This is a genomic window from Streptomyces sp. NRRL S-244, assembly GCF_000717915.1.
GTDB lineage: Bacteria > Actinomycetota > Actinomycetes > Streptomycetales > Streptomycetaceae > Streptomyces.
The window spans coordinates 26451-43894 of record NZ_JOCX01000041.1 but is presented as its reverse complement, the minus strand read 5'-3'; the positions used below and the strand labels follow the sequence as shown (position 1 = coordinate 43894).

Annotated in this window: 15 protein-coding genes; 8 read left to right on the top strand and 7 right to left on the bottom strand. The window is 73.6% G+C overall.

The window, feature by feature from the left end; all coding sequences use genetic code 11:
* The first annotated feature begins 512 nt into the window (after positions 1-512).
* Positions 513-962, top strand: a complete 450-nt coding sequence (locus IF02_RS0130330) for a PTS sugar transporter subunit IIA (RefSeq protein WP_030162663.1) — start codon at positions 513-515, stop codon at positions 960-962.
* 75 nt (positions 963-1037) lie between these two features.
* Positions 1038-2708 (top strand): phosphoenolpyruvate--protein phosphotransferase, encoded by a 1671-nt coding sequence (ptsP, locus tag IF02_RS0130325; RefSeq protein ID WP_030162661.1) that lies wholly within the window; start codon positions 1038-1040, stop codon positions 2706-2708.
* 109 nt (positions 2709-2817) lie between these two features.
* Here ptsP and IF02_RS0130320 read toward each other — a convergent pair whose 3' ends face one another.
* Together IF02_RS0130320 and IF02_RS0130315 are read right to left on the bottom strand one after the other, a co-directional pair.
* Positions 2818-3768 (bottom strand): hypothetical protein, encoded by a 951-nt coding sequence (locus IF02_RS0130320; protein WP_030162659.1) that lies wholly within the window; start codon positions 3766-3768, stop codon positions 2818-2820.
* 63 nt (positions 3769-3831) lie between these two features.
* Positions 3832-5814, bottom strand: coding sequence for an acetoacetate--CoA ligase (locus IF02_RS0130315; RefSeq protein ID WP_030162657.1), 1983 nt, complete (start codon positions 5812-5814; stop codon positions 3832-3834).
* Positions 5815-6033: 219 nt separating this feature from the next.
* On the opposite strand from IF02_RS0130315, the gene IF02_RS0130310 reads away from it, so the two are divergent.
* Together IF02_RS0130310 and IF02_RS0130305 are read left to right on the top strand one after the other, a co-directional pair.
* Positions 6034-8535, top strand: coding sequence for a glycoside hydrolase family 31 protein (locus IF02_RS0130310; protein ID WP_078622422.1), 2502 nt, complete (start codon positions 6034-6036; stop codon positions 8533-8535).
* Between the two features lie 90 nt (positions 8536-8625).
* Positions 8626-9156 (top strand): hypothetical protein, encoded by a 531-nt coding sequence (locus IF02_RS0130305; RefSeq protein WP_158708586.1) that lies wholly within the window; start codon positions 8626-8628, stop codon positions 9154-9156.
* Positions 9157-9231: 75 nt separating this feature from the next.
* Here IF02_RS0130305 and IF02_RS0130300 read toward each other — a convergent pair whose 3' ends face one another.
* On the bottom strand, positions 9232-9744 hold the full coding sequence (locus IF02_RS0130300) for an NUDIX domain-containing protein (protein WP_030162651.1): 513 nt from the start codon (positions 9742-9744) through the stop codon (positions 9232-9234).
* Between the two features lie 118 nt (positions 9745-9862).
* Between IF02_RS0130300 and IF02_RS0130295 the strand changes: the two genes are divergently transcribed.
* Genes IF02_RS0130295 through IF02_RS0130285 form a run of 3 tightly spaced genes read left to right on the top strand, consistent with a single transcriptional unit; the run spans position 9863 to position 11948 of the window.
* Positions 9863-10231: a DUF962 domain-containing protein gene (locus tag IF02_RS0130295; protein WP_030162649.1), complete on the top strand. Its 369-nt coding sequence runs from the start codon at positions 9863-9865 to the stop codon at positions 10229-10231.
* 41 nt (positions 10232-10272) lie between these two features.
* A complete protein-coding gene (locus tag IF02_RS0130290; protein ID WP_030162647.1) occupies positions 10273-10761 on the top strand; it encodes a Zn-ribbon domain-containing OB-fold protein in 489 nt (162 codons plus the stop codon).
* The gene (locus IF02_RS0130285) at positions 10758-11948 is read left to right on the top strand and encodes a lipid-transfer protein (RefSeq protein WP_030162645.1); all 1191 of its coding nucleotides are present in this window, start codon (positions 10758-10760) and stop codon (positions 11946-11948) included. The genes IF02_RS0130290 and IF02_RS0130285 overlap by 4 nt, the downstream gene beginning before the upstream one ends.
* Positions 11949-12218: 270 nt before the next feature.
* On the opposite strand, the gene IF02_RS0130280 is transcribed toward IF02_RS0130285, so the two are convergent.
* The 4 genes from IF02_RS0130280 to IF02_RS0130265 are packed head-to-tail and all read right to left on the bottom strand — an operon-like array spanning position 12219 to position 16479.
* Positions 12219-12845: a GTP-binding protein gene (locus IF02_RS0130280; RefSeq protein WP_030162643.1), complete on the bottom strand. Its 627-nt coding sequence runs from the start codon at positions 12843-12845 to the stop codon at positions 12219-12221.
* On the bottom strand, positions 12826-13263 hold the full coding sequence (locus tag IF02_RS0130275) for a DUF742 domain-containing protein (RefSeq protein ID WP_030162641.1): 438 nt from the start codon (positions 13261-13263) through the stop codon (positions 12826-12828). Before IF02_RS0130275 ends, IF02_RS0130280 begins: the two co-directional genes overlap by 20 nt.
* A 10-nt stretch (positions 13264-13273) precedes the next feature.
* Positions 13274-13711, bottom strand: a complete 438-nt coding sequence (locus tag IF02_RS0130270; protein ID WP_030162639.1) for a roadblock/LC7 domain-containing protein — start codon at positions 13709-13711, stop codon at positions 13274-13276.
* A complete protein-coding gene (locus IF02_RS0130265) occupies positions 13708-16479 on the bottom strand; it encodes a nitrate- and nitrite sensing domain-containing protein (protein WP_420708221.1) in 2772 nt (923 codons plus the stop codon). The genes IF02_RS0130270 and IF02_RS0130265 overlap by 4 nt, the downstream gene beginning before the upstream one ends.
* A gap of 383 nt (positions 16480-16862) precedes the next feature.
* Between IF02_RS0130265 and IF02_RS35785 the strand changes: the two genes are divergently transcribed.
* Complete coding sequence (locus IF02_RS35785) at positions 16863-17357, top strand: hypothetical protein (RefSeq protein ID WP_051696648.1); 495 nt, start codon at positions 16863-16865, stop codon at positions 17355-17357.
* Positions 17358-17444: the final 87 nt, after the last annotated feature.

Here is a 17444-nt window from a genome sequence, read left to right as displayed (position 1 = left end):
AAGGAACGGACGCTTCCTTTGTACTCACCCTCTCGGGCTTTCCTCCGGGCTTTCGTTCTTCGTTCTTGCGTTTCCGACTCTATCAGAGTCAGTTCCGCTCGCTTTCCGGGGTCTTCGCTTTCGCGTTTTCCCTTTCCGGCGATTCCGACTCTATCAGGGCTTTTCCAGCTCCCTGACCACTCACTCGATTCACCGGGAAGGCAAAAAGAAGAGCAGCACGGATCAAGATCGGCACTGAAGAGGAGGATTCCCGTCCATCCGTTGTTCGCGAGAAGTTCACGCGGCACGTCCTGGCGGGAGTCACGACAGTACAGGGCCCGTGGTGCCCAAGCAAATCGATTCAGGCGTATGGTCTAGTCCACTACGTCGTCGCGGTCGCGCGTCGTGCCCTCCGAGAGGGGGTGCACATCGAGCGAACCGGGACGTGTCATGACATACCCTTCTGAAAGTACGTCGCCACAGCACAGGTTGTGACGACGACACGTAGAAGCCCCACCCCTGGGAGGCCCCCCATGACCAGCGTGACGTCCCCACTTGCCGGGCGCGCCATCGGACTCGCGGCAGTGCCCGATCCGGTGTTCTCCGGCGCAATGGTGGGTCCGGGCACCGCTATTGACCCCGTGCGCGAGCCGTCGGAGGCGGTGGCCCCCGTCGACGGTGTGGTCGTCTCCCTGCACCCGCACGCGTACGTCGTCGTCGACGGCGAAGGGCACGGCGTACTCACCCACCTCGGGATCGACACCGTTCAGCTCAACGGCGAGGGCTTCGAGCTGCTCGTCAACAAGGGCGACACCGTGACCCGTGGCCAGGCCGTCATCCGTTGGAACCCGCAGGCCGTCGAGGACGCCGGCAAGTCGCCGATCTGCCCCGTCGTGGCCCTGGAGGCGACCCCGGACTCCCTGTCCGCGGTCGTCGAGTCCGGAGACGTGAAGGCCGACGACGCCCTGTTCAGCTGGCAGTGACTTCGTCCGCCTGCACGGGCGAGTCGGACATCCACCGCGGCGGCTGGGCCCGCCGCTCAATCGGAGACGGGTGAAATGGAGACAACGCTGCGAGGCGTCGGCGTGAGCCACGGTGTGGCGATCGGCGAGGTGCGGCACATGGGCACGGCGGTTCTCGAACCGCCGGCCAAGCAGATCACCGCGGACGAGGCGGAGCGCGAACAGGGGCGCGCCCGCAAGGCCGTGGAGGCTGTGTCCGCCGACCTGATCGCGCGCGGCCAGCTGGCCGGCGGCGAGGCCCAGCACGTGCTCGAGGCCCAGGCGATGATCGCCACGGACCCCGAGCTCATGGCGGACGTCGACCGGCGCATCGCCGTCGGCAGCACGGCCGAGCGCGGCGTCTACGACGCGTTCGCCTCGTACCGCGACCTGCTCGCGGGGGCCGGGGAGTACATGGCCGGCCGGGTGGCCGACCTGGACGACGTACGGAACCGCATCGTGGCGCGGCTGCTGGGCGTGCCGATGCCGGGTGTGCCGGACAGCGACGAGCCGTACGTGCTGATCGCGCGGGACCTTGCCCCCGCCGACACCGCGCTGCTCGACCCGGCGCTCGTCCTCGGCTTCGTCACCGAGGAGGGCGGCCCGACCAGCCACAGCGCGATCCTCGCGCGGGCGCTGGGCGTGCCGGCGATCGTGGCGCTGCCGGGTGCCGGTGAGATCGCCGAGGGTACGGTCATCGCCGTCGACGGCAGCACCGGTGACCTGTTCGTCGAGCCCACCGCCGAGAAGCGGGCCGAGCTGGAGGCTGCGGCCGCCGAGCGCAAGGCCGCTCTCGCGGCCTCGTCGGGTCCGGGTGCGACGTCCGACGGTCACAAGGTGCCGCTGCTGGCCAACGTCGGCGGTCCGGCGGACGTTCCTGCGGCCGTGGAGGCCGGGGCCGAGGGTGTGGGCCTGTTCCGCACCGAGTTCCTGTTCCTGGACGACAGCAAGAAGGCGCCGTCCGAGGAGAAGCAGATCGAGTCGTACCGCAAGGTGCTCGAGGCCTTCCCCGAGGGCCGCGTCGTCGTACGTGTCCTGGACGCCGGCGCCGACAAGCCGCTGGACTTCCTGACGCCGGCGGACGAGCCGAACCCGGCGCTGGGCGTGCGCGGTCTGCGGTCGCTGCTGGACCACCCGGACGTGCTGCGCACGCAGTTGACCGCGCTGGCGAAGGCGGCCGAGGGGCTGCCGGTCTACCTCGAGGTCATGGCTCCGATGGTGGCCGACCGGATCGACGCGAGGGCGTTCGCGGACGCGTGCCGCGAGGCCGGGCTGCAGGCGAAGTTCGGCGCGATGGTGGAGATCCCCTCCGCCGCGCTCCGGGCGCGCTCGATCCTCCAGGAGGTCGAGTTCCTGTCGCTGGGCACCAACGACCTCGCGCAGTACGCGTTCGCCGCGGACCGTCAGGTCGGTGCGGTGTCGCGGCTCCAGGACCCGTGGCAGCCGGCACTGCTCGACCTGATCGCCATGTCGGCCGAGGCCGCCAGGGCGGAGGGCAAGAGCTGCGGCGTCTGTGGTGAGGCCGCTTCCGACCCGCTGCTGGCGTGTGTGCTGACGGGTCTGGGTGTCACCTCTCTCTCGATGGGTTCCGCTTCGATTCCCTACGTGCGGGCGACGCTCGCCAAGTACACGCTGGCCCAGTGCGAGCGTGCCGCGGCCGCGGCGCGTGCGGCGGACAGCGCCGAGGAGGCCCGCGTGGCCGCCCAGGCGGTGCTGTCCGGCGAGTAGCCGAGCAGGGTGGTGTCGATCGAGGGGCCTTCGCCGGTGGCGGGGGCCCCTCGGTCGTCTCCGGTCGTCTCCGGTCGTGTCCGGGCGCGTCCGGCGTGTCCTCCTTGGGTCAGTGGTTCGGCGTGGGGTCGTCCACCTCGTAGCCGGGGCAGTATTCGACCCCGGGCTCGGGGGCCACGGGGTCCCCGGTGTCGGCGTCCGTGCAGTAGGCGTTGAACACGGCCGCCGCGGAGAGCGGGACCAGGCGGCCGCGGTCCAGGCGCCAGCCGTGGACCCGGTCTCCGATGCCCCCGGTGGTGCTGCGCAGCACCAGTCCCCCGGGGCCGCCGAGGGCGAGGCCGGTGGCGAGGACGGTCACGAAGTCGAGTCCTTCGCGGCCCTCGATGCGCGGCGGGCCGTCCCGGTCCGGGGTGACCTCGGCGTGCAGGACGGCGACGAGCTGTTCGTCCCGGGTCGGGACGCTGCAGACGAGGTGGTGGTGTCCCGGCCCGGCGCCTTCGACGAGTCGGGTGAGCGCCCCGCTCGCCCGGGTGAAGGAGGCGTGGCCGATGTCCTCGCCGCAGTCGGCGCAGCTGCCGACGCCGGCGAGCAGGGTGGTGGCGTACTCCCAGGTGGCCTGGCGGACGGCCTCGTCGACGAGGAGCGGGACGAGCTCGTCGATGGGCTGGCCGGTGTAGGGCAGTACGGCCCCGGCGCCGGCGAGTTCGGCCGTGAAGCGGGTACGGGCCTCGGCGGTGTCCGGGTCGATGCCGTGTTCCCTGCAGAACTCGGTGTACTCGTCGGGGTCGAACAGGGCGACGGTGGTGTGGATGCCCTGGGCCGCGAGGGACCGGAGCAGGCCGTCGACGTGGCGGAGGTAGTCGCCGTAGTCGTCGTGGTGGTCGAAGGTGAAGCTGCGGTAGCCGCGCATGGCCGCGAAGTCCCCGGCGTCGGCCAGGAGGCCGACGGTGCTGGGGACTTCGCGGCGCAGCATGCGGCGCCGGGTGGTGCGGCGGCCGGTCTGCGAGGCCTTTGCGGCCTTCCCGGCGGTCTGACCGGTGTCGTGGCGTGTCCGTGGCATGGCTCCCCCTGAGTGGCGCATTCGATTGCTCACTCACGGTAACCGTCGCCACTGACAGTGACCTCAGTCGCGCGTGCGGGTGCGGCCGAGCTCCTCGTAGAAGTGCAGGAGTTCGATGTTGTCGACTGAGCCCGGGTTGACCGCCTTCGCCATCGGCGTGCCCTGGAGGAGGCGCTTGACCGGGACCTCGATGCGCTTGCCCGTCAGGGTGTGCGGGATGGCGGGGACCTCGATGACCTCGTCGGGGACGTGGCGCGGGGAGAGCTCCTCGCGGATCGTCGCCTTGATCCGGCCGCGGAGGTCGTCGTCGAGGGTCGCCCCGGGCGCGAGGTGGACGAACAGCGGCATCCAGTAGCCCCCGTTCGGCTCCTCCAGGCCGATGACCAGGGACTCCTTGATCTCGGGGAGGCGTTCGACGGCCTCGTAGATGTCGGCGGAGCCCATCCGGACGCCCTGCCGGTTGAGGGTGGAGTCGGAACGGCCGTGGATGACGACGGAGCCGTGGTCGGTGATCGTGATCCAGTCCCCGTGGCGCCAGACGCCGGGGAACATCTCGAAGTAGCTGTCGCGGTAGCGGCTGCCGTCCGGGTCGTTCCAGAAGCGGATCGGCATGGAGGGCATCGGGTTGGTGACGACCAGCTCGCCGACCTCCCCGATCAGCGGCTTGCCGGACGGGTCCCAGGACTGGAGGTCGGTGCCGAGGCAGGCGGCCTGGAGCTCCCCGATGTGGACGGGGAGGGTGGGGACGGCGCCGGCGAAGCAGCTGCAGACGTCGGTGCCGCCGCTGACGGAGGCGATCCAGAGGTCTTCCGCGACCTCGTCGTGCAGCCAGCGGAAGCCGTCGGGCGGCAGCGGGGAGCCCGTGGTCGCCACGCACTTCACGGCGGAGAGGTCGAAGTCCCGGCCGGGGTGGACCTCCGCCTTGCGGCAGGCCATGACGTACGCCGCGGAGGTCCCGTACAGGGTGGCCTTGGTCCGCTCGGCGATCCGCCACTGGGCCCCGGTGTCGGGATGGCCCGGGCTGCCGTCGTACAGGACGACCGTCGTCCCGGTGAGCAGGCCGGAGACGAGGAAGTTCCACATCATCCAGCCGGTGGAGGTGTACCAGAAGAACCGGTCCTCGGGGCCGAGGTCGCAGTGCAGCCCGAGCTGCTTCAGGTGCTCCAGGAGGATGCCGCCCTGGGACTGCACGATCGCCTTCGGCAGGCCCGTCGTACCGGAGGAGTAGAGCACCCAGAGCGGGTGGTCGAACGGGACCGGCTCGAAGACGGGCTCGGCGGCGCCGGAGACCAGGTCCGACCAGGCGACGGCGCCTTCGGGGGCCTGCGTGCCGAGCAGTGGGATGTGGACGACGGCGCGCAGCGAGGGGAGCTCGGCGCGCAGTTCGGCGACGGTGTCGCGGCGGTCGTGCTCCTTGCCGCCGTAGCGGTAGCCGTCGACGGTGAACAGGACCACCGGCTCGACCTGCTGGAAGCGGTCGAGGACGCTGCGGGCGCCGAAGTCGGGGGCGCAGGAGGTCCACACGGCGCCGACGGCGGCCGTGGCGAGGAGGGCGGTGACGGCCTCGGGGATGTTGGGGAGGTAGCCGCTCACCCGGTCGCCGGGGCGTACGCCTAGGGCGCGCAGCTCGGCGGCGAGTGCGCCGACCTGGCGGCGGAGCTCGGCCCAGGTGACGGGGGTGGCCTCGTGGGTCTCGTCCACGTACAGCAGCGCGGCCTCGTCCGCGCGCGCCGGGTCCTCGGCGGCGCGCAGGGCGTGCTCGGCGTAGTTGAGGGTGGCGCCGGGGAACCAGCGCGCGCCGGGCATGGAGCGGTCCGCGAGGACGGACTCGTATGGGGTGGTGAAGCGGACGTCGAACCACTCGGCGACGGCCTGCCAGAAGGTGTCGAGCTCGTCGACGGACCAGCTGTGCAGTGCGGGGTAGCCGCCGTCCGCGGGGGCTCCGAACCGCTCCGCGGCCCAGGCCTGGAAGGCGGTGATGCGGGCCGCGGCGATCCGGTCGGGGCCCGGGGACCAGAGGGGTTCCGGCGGGGTGGCTGAGGTCATGGGTCGGCTCCCGGTCAAGACTGCGGCTCGCGCGTCGTGTGCGTGATGTGTGCGTGGCGTGTGCGTGGCGTGCGTACGGCGCCCCCGCGCGATGGGTGTGCGCGGCGGCCCACAGGGACCATGCCACGTGATCCACCTCCGCACCAGGGGCCTCTTGGACGAGTGAACGGAAGTTGAACGCCCCCCGCTCGCCGCGCCGCCGGTGGCAGGGTGAGCAGCATGAACGGTCGCGATCTGATGCGTGCGGTGAAGGAAATCGGTACGGAGCGCGGGCGGCGCGCGTGGCGCTCGGCCTTGCGCAACCGGCGCGCGGACGCGGTGGGGCTCCCGCGCCGGGGCGCGGAGCGGGCCCGCGTGCCGGGTCTGCTCACCGGTACGGAACCGCGGCCGGGCGGCGGGGTCCTGCGGTTCACGCGCTCGGAGCTGCTGGTACGGGTCACGGCGGGCGGTGCGGTGTTCTGGGGCTGGGACGGGGCCGGGCCGACGCCCTCGTACGCGCTGGTCGGCAGCGGCCCGGAGCCCGATCCGCGGGCCGTGCTGGAACCGGACACCGGCGGCGGCTGGCGGGTGGTGTCGGAGCGGGTGACGGTGGCGGTGTCGCGGCACGGGGCGATCGAGGTCCGCACGCCCGGCGGGACGGTGCTGCGCCGGGAGCTGCCGCCGCGCTGGTGGGAGCCGGCGCAGCCGGTCGCCGGGGAGCCGGTCGAGGCACGGTGGCTCCAGCGGGCGGAGGTGCCGGCGGACGCGCGGTTCTTCGGGCTGGGCGGGCGGGCCGGCGGTCCGCGGCTGCGCGACGGGGTGTACCGGCTGTGGAACACGGACCCCAAGGGCGGCTTCGGGCCGGGTGACGATCCGCTGTACATCACGATGCCCGTGCAGTTGGTGGTCGCGGACGCCGGTACCCACCTGGTGTTCCACGACAACTCGTGGGACGGCCGGGTGGCGCTGCGCGAGGGCGAGGAGGGCGCCGGGTCGGGGGCGGACCGGCCGGGGGCGAGCGAGCTGCGCATGGAGGGCGGGCCGCTGCGGTGCTGGGTGCTGGTGGGGACGCCGGCGCGGGTGCTGCAGGGCTGGTCGGGGCTGACCGGCGGGGCCGCCGTACCGCCCGAGTGGGCGCTCGGGTACCAGCACGCCCGGTGGGGGTTCGGGAGCGCGCAGGAGGTGCGGCGGGTGGTGTCGGGCTACACCGCGCGCGGGCTCCCGCTGTCGGCCGTGCACCTGGACATCGACCATTACGACGAGCACCGTGTGTTCACGGTGGACAAGGAGCGGTTCCCCGATCTGCCGGGGCTGGCGCGGGAGCTGGCGCAGCAGGGCGTACGGCTCGTGTCGATCGTCGACCCGGCGGTGAAGGCGGGCGACGCCGTGCACGAGGCGGGCCGCGCGGTGGGGGCGGGCGGGGCCTTCGTACGGGACGCCCGGGGGCAGGAGGTGCGGGGCGAGGTCTGGCCCGGGGAGTGCGCGTACCCGGACTTCACGGATCCGGCGGTGCGCGCCTGGTGGGGCGGGCTGTACGCGGAGCGGCTGGAGCAGGGCTTCGCCGGGGTGTGGCACGACATGAACGAGCCGGTGTCCTTCGCCCCGTTCGGGGACATGACGCTGCCCCGTTCGGCGCGCCACGCGATGGACGGGGCCGGCGGGGACCACCGGTCCGCGCACAACGTGTACGCGCTCGGGATGGCGCGGGCGGGCTGGGAGGGGCTGGTCCGGCTGCGGCCCGCGGAGCGGCCGTTCCTGTTCTCCCGGTCGGGGTGGGCGGGGATGCAGAGGTACGGGGGCACCTGGTCCGGGGACGTGGAGACGGGCTGGGAGGGACTGCGGGCCTCGCTGGCGCTGGTGCTGGGGCTCGGTCTGTGCGGGGTGCCGTACTCGGGCCCGGACGTCGGCGGTTTCGGGGGCTCGCCCTCGCCGGAGCTCTATCTGCGGTGGCTGCAGCTGGGGTCGTACCTGCCGCTGTTCCGGACCCACTCGGCGATCTGGGCCGGGCGGCGGGAGCCGTGGGAGTTCGGGCCGGAGGTGGAAGAGGCGGCGCGGGCCGTGCTGGCGGAGCGGGAGCGGCTGCGGCCGTACTTCCTGACGCTGGCCCAGCTGGCGCGGCGGACGGGGGCCCCGTACGTGCGGCCGCTGTGGTGGGGGGCGCCGGAGGACCGGGCGCTGCGGGACTGCGAGGACGCGTTCCTGCTCGGCGACACGCTGCTGGTGGCGCCGGTGCTGGAGTGCGGGGCGGACCGGCGGGCGGTCCGGCTGCCGCGGGGGCGCTGGTACGACACCGCGACGGGGACGGCGTACGAGGGCCCCGGGCAGGTCCTGCTGGACGCCCCGCGGGGGCGGATCCCGGTGCTGGCCCGGGCGGGCGCGGTGCTGCCGGTCCGGCGGGCCGGTGACGGCGGGGTGGGGTTGGAGGTGTGGGCTCCGGCCCGGGGGCGCGCGGGCGGCGGGGTGGTGATCGGGGACCCGGGGCCGGGGTTCGAGGCGGGCGCGGTCGAGCGGTACGCGGTGCGGTGGGTGGAGGACGCGGTGGTGGTGGAGAACGAGGCCGGCGAGCCGGTGGAGGGGGTGGAGGTACGGGGGCTCGGTCTCGGGGCCGGGACCGGGGACGGGACCGGGCCCGGGGACGGGACCGGGCCCGGGGACGGGACCGGGCCCGGGGACGGGACCGGGCCCGGGGACGGGACCGGGCCCGCGCGAGGATCCGCTCAAGGGGTTCCGGGGCGGCTCTAGGGCGGTTCCAGGCGGCCGCGGGACCCTGTCGCTGCGCGCGGAGCGGCCGCGCCGCCGTCGGAACCGTCGTTCAGGGGGACAGTCGTGGTCATGGCGAATCCGGCCGGCAGCCGTTCGCACCGCTGGGACATCGCGCCGGGGTCCGAGGTCGTGGGCGCCTGCCAGCTGCTCCTGGCGTGGGGGCTCCTCGTCGCGGCGCGGCAGACGCCGCCGGTCGCGTCCCTGGTCGTGTTCGGGGTCGGGTCGGTCGCCGCGGTGGCGGTGGGGTTCCTGCACGGGCTGCTGCTCGTCAAGCCCGTGGCGGTACTGGGGCGGCTGACGGCCCGTCTGACGGCGTGGCCGGAGCCGATCGCGGTCCTGGTCCTGACGGTGCCGGTGTCGGCGCCGCCGGCCCTGCTGGCCCACGAGTGGCTGAGCGGCCACCTGGCGTCGGCTCCCGGCTTCGAAGTGGTCTGGGCGGGCGCGGCGGCGAGCGCGGTGCTCCCGATGGCCGCGGGTGCGCTTCTGCGGGCCCGGCCGGTGCCGTTGCGCGCGCTGTGGACGCGCGGGCTGGCGGTGACGGCAGCGGTGGCCGTGGCGGTGGTGGCCATGGCGGACTTCGTCCTGACACCGGGGGCGTGAGCCGCAGGCGCCGGTCGGCGGGGCCCCGCGCCGTCGCGCCCCGGCGCGAGCCGGAGTGAGCCGGACCGCCCGGCGTCAGCCGGTGTAGCGGCCCGCGAACCAGGCTGCCGTGGCGCGGGTGTGGAGGGGGAAGGCCAGCTCCGTCGGGGTGCGCAGGACGTGCCAGCCCGAGGTCTCGTCCGTCGGGGCCGACGGCGGGAGGGATGCCGTCGGACGCGGCGGCAGCAGCCCGAAGAGCAGCAGGTGGCCCGCCGGGGAGCTCATGGCGTCGGCCAGGGCGACCTCCGAGGCCGGGGCGTGGATGCCCGTCTCCTCGCGCAGCTCGCGGACGACCGCGTCTCGCCAGTCCTCGCCGAAGTCCATGAAACCGCCGGGCAGGGCGATGCCCCCGAGGGCCGGCTCGATGGTGCGGGTGATCACGACCAGCCCGGTGCCCGCCTCGTCCTCGACCGGGAGCAGCGTGACGGCCACCGGGAGCGGGTTGCGGTACGTGACGGCCCCGCACGAGGCGCACGTACGGGGCCAGGCGGTCGTGTCGAACAGCGATCCGCAGGTGGAGCAGTGCGAGTCCCTCTGTTGTGCCGGCATGCGGCGATGGTATGCCAAGGGGTGTGCGGGTGCTCTCAGTTGTGCGGTCACGGCTTCGGATTCGGCTTCGGCTTCCCGGTCCCTGTCGCCCCGATCCGGCCGTGAGTACCGTGCCCGCATGACTTTCGCTTCGTACGAGGAGTTCTGGCCCTACTACGTCGCCCAGCACTCCCGCGCCGCCACCCGCTGGATCCACCTCACCGGCACCCTGACCGGGCTCGCCCTCACCGCGTACGGCCTGGCGCGCGGCCGCAAGCGGTTTCTCGCCGCGCTGCCCCTGATCGGGTACGGGACGGCCTGGCCGGCCCATTTCCTGATCGAGGGGAACAACCCGGCCACCTTCGGACATCCGGCGTGGTCGTTGCGCGGGGACGCGCAGATGATCCGGATGATGCTGGCCGGGCGCGACGCGGAGCTGGGAGCGATCGCGCAGAAGTGGCTTGCCGAGAACCCGTGCCAGGACTGCCTGCCCGTGACAGACTTCTGACGATCCGTCAGATCGCTGTGACCGGCTGGGGAGGGGTTCCCTTGGGACGTACACGTACACCCGTCGTGAGCGGGTGGTTCACCGAGGACGGACCGGAGGGCGGCGGCTTCCGGCTGCTCGGCACCCGGTGTTCCGCCTGCGCGGCGGTGTTCTTCCCGCGCGAGGACGCGTACTGCCGCAATCCGCACTGCCCCGGCGACGGCCTGCTCGCCGAGGTTCCGCTGTCCCCGCGGGGCCGGGTGTGGTCCTACACCGACGGGCGGTACCGGCCGCCCGCGCCGTACGTGTCCGACCCGGACGCGCCCTGGGAGCCGTACACCCTGGTCGCGGTGGAGCTGGAGGCCGAGGGGATGGTCGTGCTCGGGCAGACGGTCCCCGGGGTCACCGTCGCCGATCTGGCGGTCGGAATGGAGGTCGAGGTGGTCGGCGGCGTGCTGAACGAGGACGCGGACGAGGACGCGGACGAGAACGCGGACACCGGGACCGTCTGGACCACCTGGCGGTTCAAGCCGACGGGGGGCACCGCATGAGCGCCGACATCGCCGTCCTCGGGGCCGGTATGCACCCCTGGGGCAAGTGGGGCCGCAGCTTCGTCCAGTACGGACGGGCCGCGGCCCGGAGCGCGCTCGCCGACGCCGGGCTGGACTGGGCCGACGTCCAGTCGATCGTCGGCGCCGACACCGTGCGCTCCGGGTATCCCGGCTACGTGGCCGGGGCGACCTTCGCCCGGGCCCTCGGCTGGCAGGGCGCGCGGGTGACCAGCGTGTACGCGGCCTGCGCCTCCGGGGCCCAGGCCATCGGGGCGGCGCGGGCGCAGATCCTGGCCGGGCTGGCCGACGTCGTCCTGGTGGTCGGCGCGGACGCGGCGCCCAAGGGGTTCTTCGCCCCGGCCGGCGGGGACCGGCCGGACGATCCGGACTGGCTGCGGTTCCGCGTCCTGGGCGCCACGAACCCGGCGTACTTCGGCCTCTACGCGCGCCGCCGGATGGCCGTGTACGGGGACACGCTGGAGGATTTCGCGCAGGTGAAGGTGAAGAACGCCGCGGCCGGCGCCCTGAACCCGCTCGCCCGGTACCGCAAGCCCGTCACGGCCGAGGAGGTCGCGGACTCGGCGGTCGTCGCCGATCCGCTGCGGCTGCTCGACATCTGCGCCACCTCGGACGGGGGCGCGGCGCTGGTCCTCGGCAGCATGGACTTCGCGCGCTCGCGCGGGGTCGCCGATCCGGTGCGGATCCGGGCGGTGTCGACGGTGACGCCGACGTATCCCCGTACGGTCCTGGACCTCCCGGACATCGCCACGGACTCGGTGACCGCCGTGCGGCCGGCGCCGGGCTCGTTCCGGGCCTCGATCGCGCGGGCCGCGTACGAGGAGGCCGGGCTCGGGCCCGGGGACCTGTCGCTCGCCGAGGTGTACGACCTCTCCACCGCCCTGGAGCTGGAGTGGTACGAGGACATCGGCCTGTGCGCCGAGGGCGAGGGGGCCAAGCTCGTACGGGAGGGGGCGACGGCGCTCGGCGGGCGGGTGCCGGTGAACACCAGCGGCGGACTGGCCTCCTTCGGGGAGGCGGTGCCGGCGCAGGCCATCGCCCAGGTGTGCGAGCTGACCTGGCAGCTGCGCGGCACGGCCGGGGACCGGCAGGTGCCGGGGGCGCGGGCGGGGATCACCGCGAACCAGGGGCTGTTCGGGCACGGATCGGCCGTCGTCGCGGTGCGGTGACGGGTCGGCCGCGCAGGGGTGACCGCTGCGGGGCGGGAGGCCGGTCTGTGACGCCTGCGGCTACGCCCGGGTGACGGCGGCCGACCGGGTGCGGACCCTGAACAGGGGCTGTTGTCCGAAGGCTTGACGGCCCCGGGAGGCAGGTTCACACTCGCTCCACAGCCTCCCGCCGCGTACGACGCCGCGGCCGGGGCCCCCGTCCCCCATGAGAGCCGCGGCCCGTACCCCAGTCGGCGGGGGTACGGGCCGCCTCCTGTGTGTCCAGGGGCCTCAGGTCCCCGCGGTCAGGCTCCGGCGGCGGGCCCGCGCCAGCGACATCGCGTGTTCCACGACCCCCACCAGCACGTCCTTGACGGACTCCCGGTCTCGCGCGTCGCACAGCAGCACCGGCACCCCGGGGTCGAGGTCGAGCGCCTCCCGTACGGTCACCACCGGATGGCGTTCGGCCCCGTCGAAGCAGTTGACGGCGACCGTGAACGGGATCCCCCGCCGCTCGAAGTAGTCGACGGCGGCGAAGCAGTCGGCGAGGCGGCGGGTGTCGGCGAGGACCACGGCGCCGAGCGCGCCCTGGGCCAGCTCGTCCCACAGGAACCAGAACCGGTCCTGTCCGGGCGTGCCGAACAGGTACAGCACCAGGTCCTCGCGCAGCGTGATGCGACCGAAGTCCATCGCCACGGTGGTGGTGCTCTTGCCCTCCACTCCTCCGGTGTCGTCGATGCCGACGCCCGGCTCGGACAGCAGTTCCTCGGTCCGCAGCGGTCTGATCTCGCTCACCGCACTGACCAGGGTGGTCTTGCCCACCCCGAAGCCGCCCGCGACCAGGATCTTCAGGGTCAGCGGCTCGACCGGTGACACGGCATGCATGGCACCGGTGCGGCTAGAGCGCCCGAAGGCCATCGATCACCTCACGCAGAATGGATTCATCGGGCAGTTCGGCCGGGGGTACCGGCCGGTTCACGTGGACCAGTTCCTCATCGGCCAGGTCGCCGATCAGGACGCGTACGACCCCGACCGCGAGGTCGAGTTCGGCCGCGAGTTCGGCGACCGACTGCGGCCGCTCCCGGCACAGTCCGAGGATGTGGGAGTGCTCGGGGGGCAGGGTCAGGTCCCAGACCGGATCGTCGGCCGCTGGTTCGGCGACGACGAGCGCGATCAGGTCGAGCCGGTGCTGGCCGGCGTGGCTGGTCCGGCCGCGGGTCATCGCGTACGGGCGCACGACGGGGCCGGCCTCGTCGTCGAACCAGTGCGGGTGGGCGGGGTCGTGCGGCCGGCCTGGATCGTTCTCGGCCGGATCGTTCTGGCCTGGATCGCTCATGCCGTCCGCCTCACCCTCCGGCTGGCAGCCCGGAGCGGGGAGCGGTCGCCAGGTGGTCGCCTACCCGCTTGACCATGAGGGTCATCTCGTACGCGACCTGCCCGACGTCGGAGTCGGCGTCGGAGAGCACGGCCAGGCAGCTGCCGTCGCCGGCGGCCATGACGAAGAGGAAGGCCTCGTCCAGCTCGACGACGGTCTGGCGGACGCTGCCGGACTCGAAGTGGCGGCCGACGCCCTTGGCCAGGCTGTGGAAACCGGAGGCCACGGCGGCCAGGTGCTCGCTGTCCTCGCGGGTCAGGTCCTTCGAGCTGCCCGTGGGCAGGCCGTCGCCGGAGAGGACCACGGCCTTGCGGATGCTGCCGACCCGGTCGACGAGCTCGTCGAGGAGCCAGTTGAGCGGACCGGAGCCGCGGCCCCGGGTGTCGTTGCCGGTCTGCGGTGCGGTCATCGACCGTCCCCCTCGTTCTCGTTTCCGGGACCTGTGGCGGCGGAAGTGCCGGCCCCGGTTCCGGACTGCTGCTGGGCCTGCTGCTGAGCCTGCTGCGTCTGCTGTGCCTGCTGCTGCGCCTGCTGGGTGCGGCCCGCCGTCCAGCCGCGCTGGAGTGCGGACATGCGCGTACGTACCTCTTCCGCGTCGCGGTCGGCCACCTGGTCTGCGGCGGCTTCGGCGGGTGCGGGGGTCTGGGCGTTCTTCAGCTGGGGCGCCAGGTTGGCCTGGCGGACGCGCTTGGGCAGCCCGCCGGGGCCCGGGGCGGCCGGCTCCGGCTGCGCCGCGGGCTTCGGGACCGCGGTGACCGGTCGGGGCTCCACGCGGCGGCCGTGCTCGGCGACCAGCGTCGGGGTGGGCCTGCGGCGCGGCAGCGGCACGGAGCCGGCGGACCGGGCCCCGTCGGGGCGGGCGCCGCGGACCGGGTCGGCGCGGTGGCTCTCCAGCCGGACCGGGCCGGTGGGGGCCAGCGGCTCCCGCTCGCGCTCGCGCTCCGGGCCGCCCTTGCGGTCGGTGTGCGCCCGGTCCGCCGGGCGGAGCCCCAGCAGGGCGCTGCGCGGGGTGCCGTTCGGCGGGGTCTCGTCGTCGAGGGTGGCCATGGCGGGGCGGCCGCCGATGCCGGTGAGTCCGGCGATCCCGGTGGTGATCTCGTCCAGGGCGGCCGGGTCGTCGAGGCCGTCCAGCCCGAGCACGCCGAGCGGGGCCTCCAGTTCGACCGGGCCGCGCAGTTCGGGGGCGGCGAGCGAGCGGCCTGCCGGGGCGCGCTCCATGGCGGCCGGGGCGGGCCGGGCGGAGCCCTGGCCGTTCTTGGCGCCGAGGCCGGCCCGGCCGCCCTTGCCCTCGCCGAGGCGCAGGCCGGTGCCGTTGGTCTCGGGGGCTTCGGTGAGCAGGGCCGCCGGGAGGAACACCACGGCGGTGGTGCCGCCGTACGGACTGGGCTGGAGGACGACCTTGACGTCGTGGCGCTGGGCGAGGCGGCTGACGACGAACAGGCCGAGGCGGTCGGTGTCGGAGAGCTCGAACTCGGGGGTCTCGGCGAGCCGGAGGTTCGCGTCGAGCAGCGCCTCGGGGTTCATGCCGAGGCCGCGGTCGTGGATTTCGAGGGTGAAGCCGTTGGCCACGCGTTCGCCGTGCACCTGGACGGCGGTGTGCGGCGGGGAGAACACGGTGGCGTTCTCCAGGAGTTCGGCGACGAGGTGGGTGACGTCGGCGACGGCGGGGCCGGCTATGCCGAGCCTCGGCAGCCTCCGTACCTCGATGCGCTCGTAGTCCTCGACCTCGGCGACGGCGGCCCGTACGACGTCCATGAGCTGGACGGGCTTGCGCCACTGGCGGGAGGGGGCCGCGCCGGAGAGGATCACGAGGCCCTCGGCGTGGCGGCGCATGCGGGTGGTCATGTGGTCGAGGCGGAAGAGGTCGGCGAGCTCCTCGGCGTCCTCGGTGCGCCGCTCCATGGTGTCGAGCAGGGTCAGCTGGCGGTGCAGCAGGACCTGGTTGCGGCGGGCGAGGTTGACGAACACCTCGGAGACGCCCCGGCGGAGCTCGGCCTGCTTGACGGCGGCCTCGACGGCGGCGCGCTGGAGGGTGTTGAGGGCTTGGCCGACCTGGCCGACCTCGTCCTTCTCGTACTCCAGGCGCGGGGCCTCGGTCTCGATGTCCACGTGTTCGCCGGCGGCGAGGCGGCGCATGACGGCGGGCAGCCGGACGCCGGAGACCTCGTGGGCCTCCTTGCGGAGCCGGGACAGGTCGCGGACCAGGTCGCGGCCGATGCGCACGGAGAGGACGACGGAGAAGACGAGGGCGATGAAGCCGAGGACGCCGGCGATGGCCGCCTGGACGAGGACGTCCATGGCGACGGGTTCGACGCGCTTCTGGTAGCGGTCGCCGGCGGCGGTGCCCATGCCGGCGAGTTCGTCGAGGACCTTGTTCGCGGCCTCGTCCCACTGGGCGGCGGTGATGCGCGGGTTCTTGCCGGAGCCGCCGGTGATGAACCGTTCCTCGGCGTCGCGCAGCGGTTTGGTGTCCGGGCCGCCCCAGTACTGCTCGAACTGCTCGCGGTCGTCGGCCGGGAGGATCGCGAGGTTGAACTCGTAGAGCAGGGAGCGGTTGGCGGCGAAGTCGGAGACGTGCCGGACGTCCGCGGGGGTGACGTTGCGGGCGGCGAGGGCGGCCGCGATGACGGCGTCCTCGCGGGAGAGCGTCTCGCGGGCGCGGGTGACGCCGACGAGGGCGCGGCCCTGCTTGTCCATCTCCACGTTCTCGAGGGCGTGGAGGTTGAGGAGGAAGTCGTAGCAGGGGTCGACGAGCCGGCTGTAGAGCTCCAGCGCCTGGTTCGGGTCGAGGGTGTTCTGGTCGACGGAGCGGCGCAGCGCGCCGATGCCGTGGAAGGCGTCGAGGATGGAGTCGAGGCGCCGGGCGGCCTCCGGGGCGAGCTCGTCGGAGACTTCGGGGTCCTTGGCGTTCTTGCTGATGCGGTCGACGAGTTCGTCGGTGGCGGCGCGGCGCTTGATGAGTTCGGCGGTGGCGGTGGAGGCGCGGGGGTCGCCGAGGACGACGAGGGTCTGGCGGCGTTCCTTCTGGATGACGCGGACGACGTCCTCGACGGGGTAGCCGACCTTGTCGATGACGTAGGCCACGTCGAGGAGTTGGAGGGCCTGGCGGCCGGTGAGCACGGTCGCGAAGCCCCAGAGGGCGGTGAGGGAGACGAGCGGCACAAGGAGCAACGCCACGATCTTCCGGCGGATGGACTTCCCGCGAAAGCGCATGGCCTCCCCAGCCTCCCCCAGCTCAACCCCGTTGTCGGGGGTCGGTGTTCCGTCATTTAAACGGCGTGAGCCTACTACTGCCGGGAAGCGGCTTCGAAGGCGTGTCCGGACGTTTTCGGCCGGGCGTCATGGCGTAGATCGCCAGTTGTCCGACACATCCGGTCAAGAGCAGCCCGTTATGTGGCAGATGACACTTGGTGGGGTGTCAGTTCCCGCAACCGAATGGATGGCTGGAATTCTTCGTTCCGGGATGGGCAGGTGCTGGGGAGAAGTCCGGTGGATACGGGAATCTCTCGGCGGTGTCGAACGTCTAGCTGGTTGAGGGGACGGGGCAGGGGGAGCGGGCGATGGGGATGTACGAGGACGACGGAGCCATGGAGGGCGCGCGGGGGCGGTCGCTGTGGGAGGAGGAGCCGGCCCGGCGGCGCCGGATGCCGGATCCGGTGCGGGATTCGGCGGTGCGGGCGGTGCTGATCGTGGCCGTCACGCTGACCGGCGCGACGGTCGCCTTCTTCCTGATGGTGACCGGCTCCTGGCTGGCCCTCCCGATGGCGCTCGGCGCGATAGCGGGGACGGTCGTGGCCACCTGGGGCGTACTGGACGTGCTGATCACCCGGCAGATGTGGAACCAGCGGTACGGAGTGGTGTCCGAGCCGAGCAGTACGGCCCGGGACCGCCGGCGCGAGCGGCGCCGGGCCCGCCGGGAGGCCCGGCGCGAAGCCCGTCCGGAGCCGGGCGGCGGCGGGACGGGCCGAATACCGCGGGGCGGCGGCGAGACCGCGGCCCCCCGGCCGGCGGCGTGGCCGCCGCCGGGTGCGGACCGGCGCTACCGGGCGGGCTAGGGGGTGTCCGCCGCCGGCCACGCAGGACTTTGCGGCACCCCCTCGGGCCGGGGCTGACGCCCGTCCGGAGCCGCCGGGCCCTCCGGG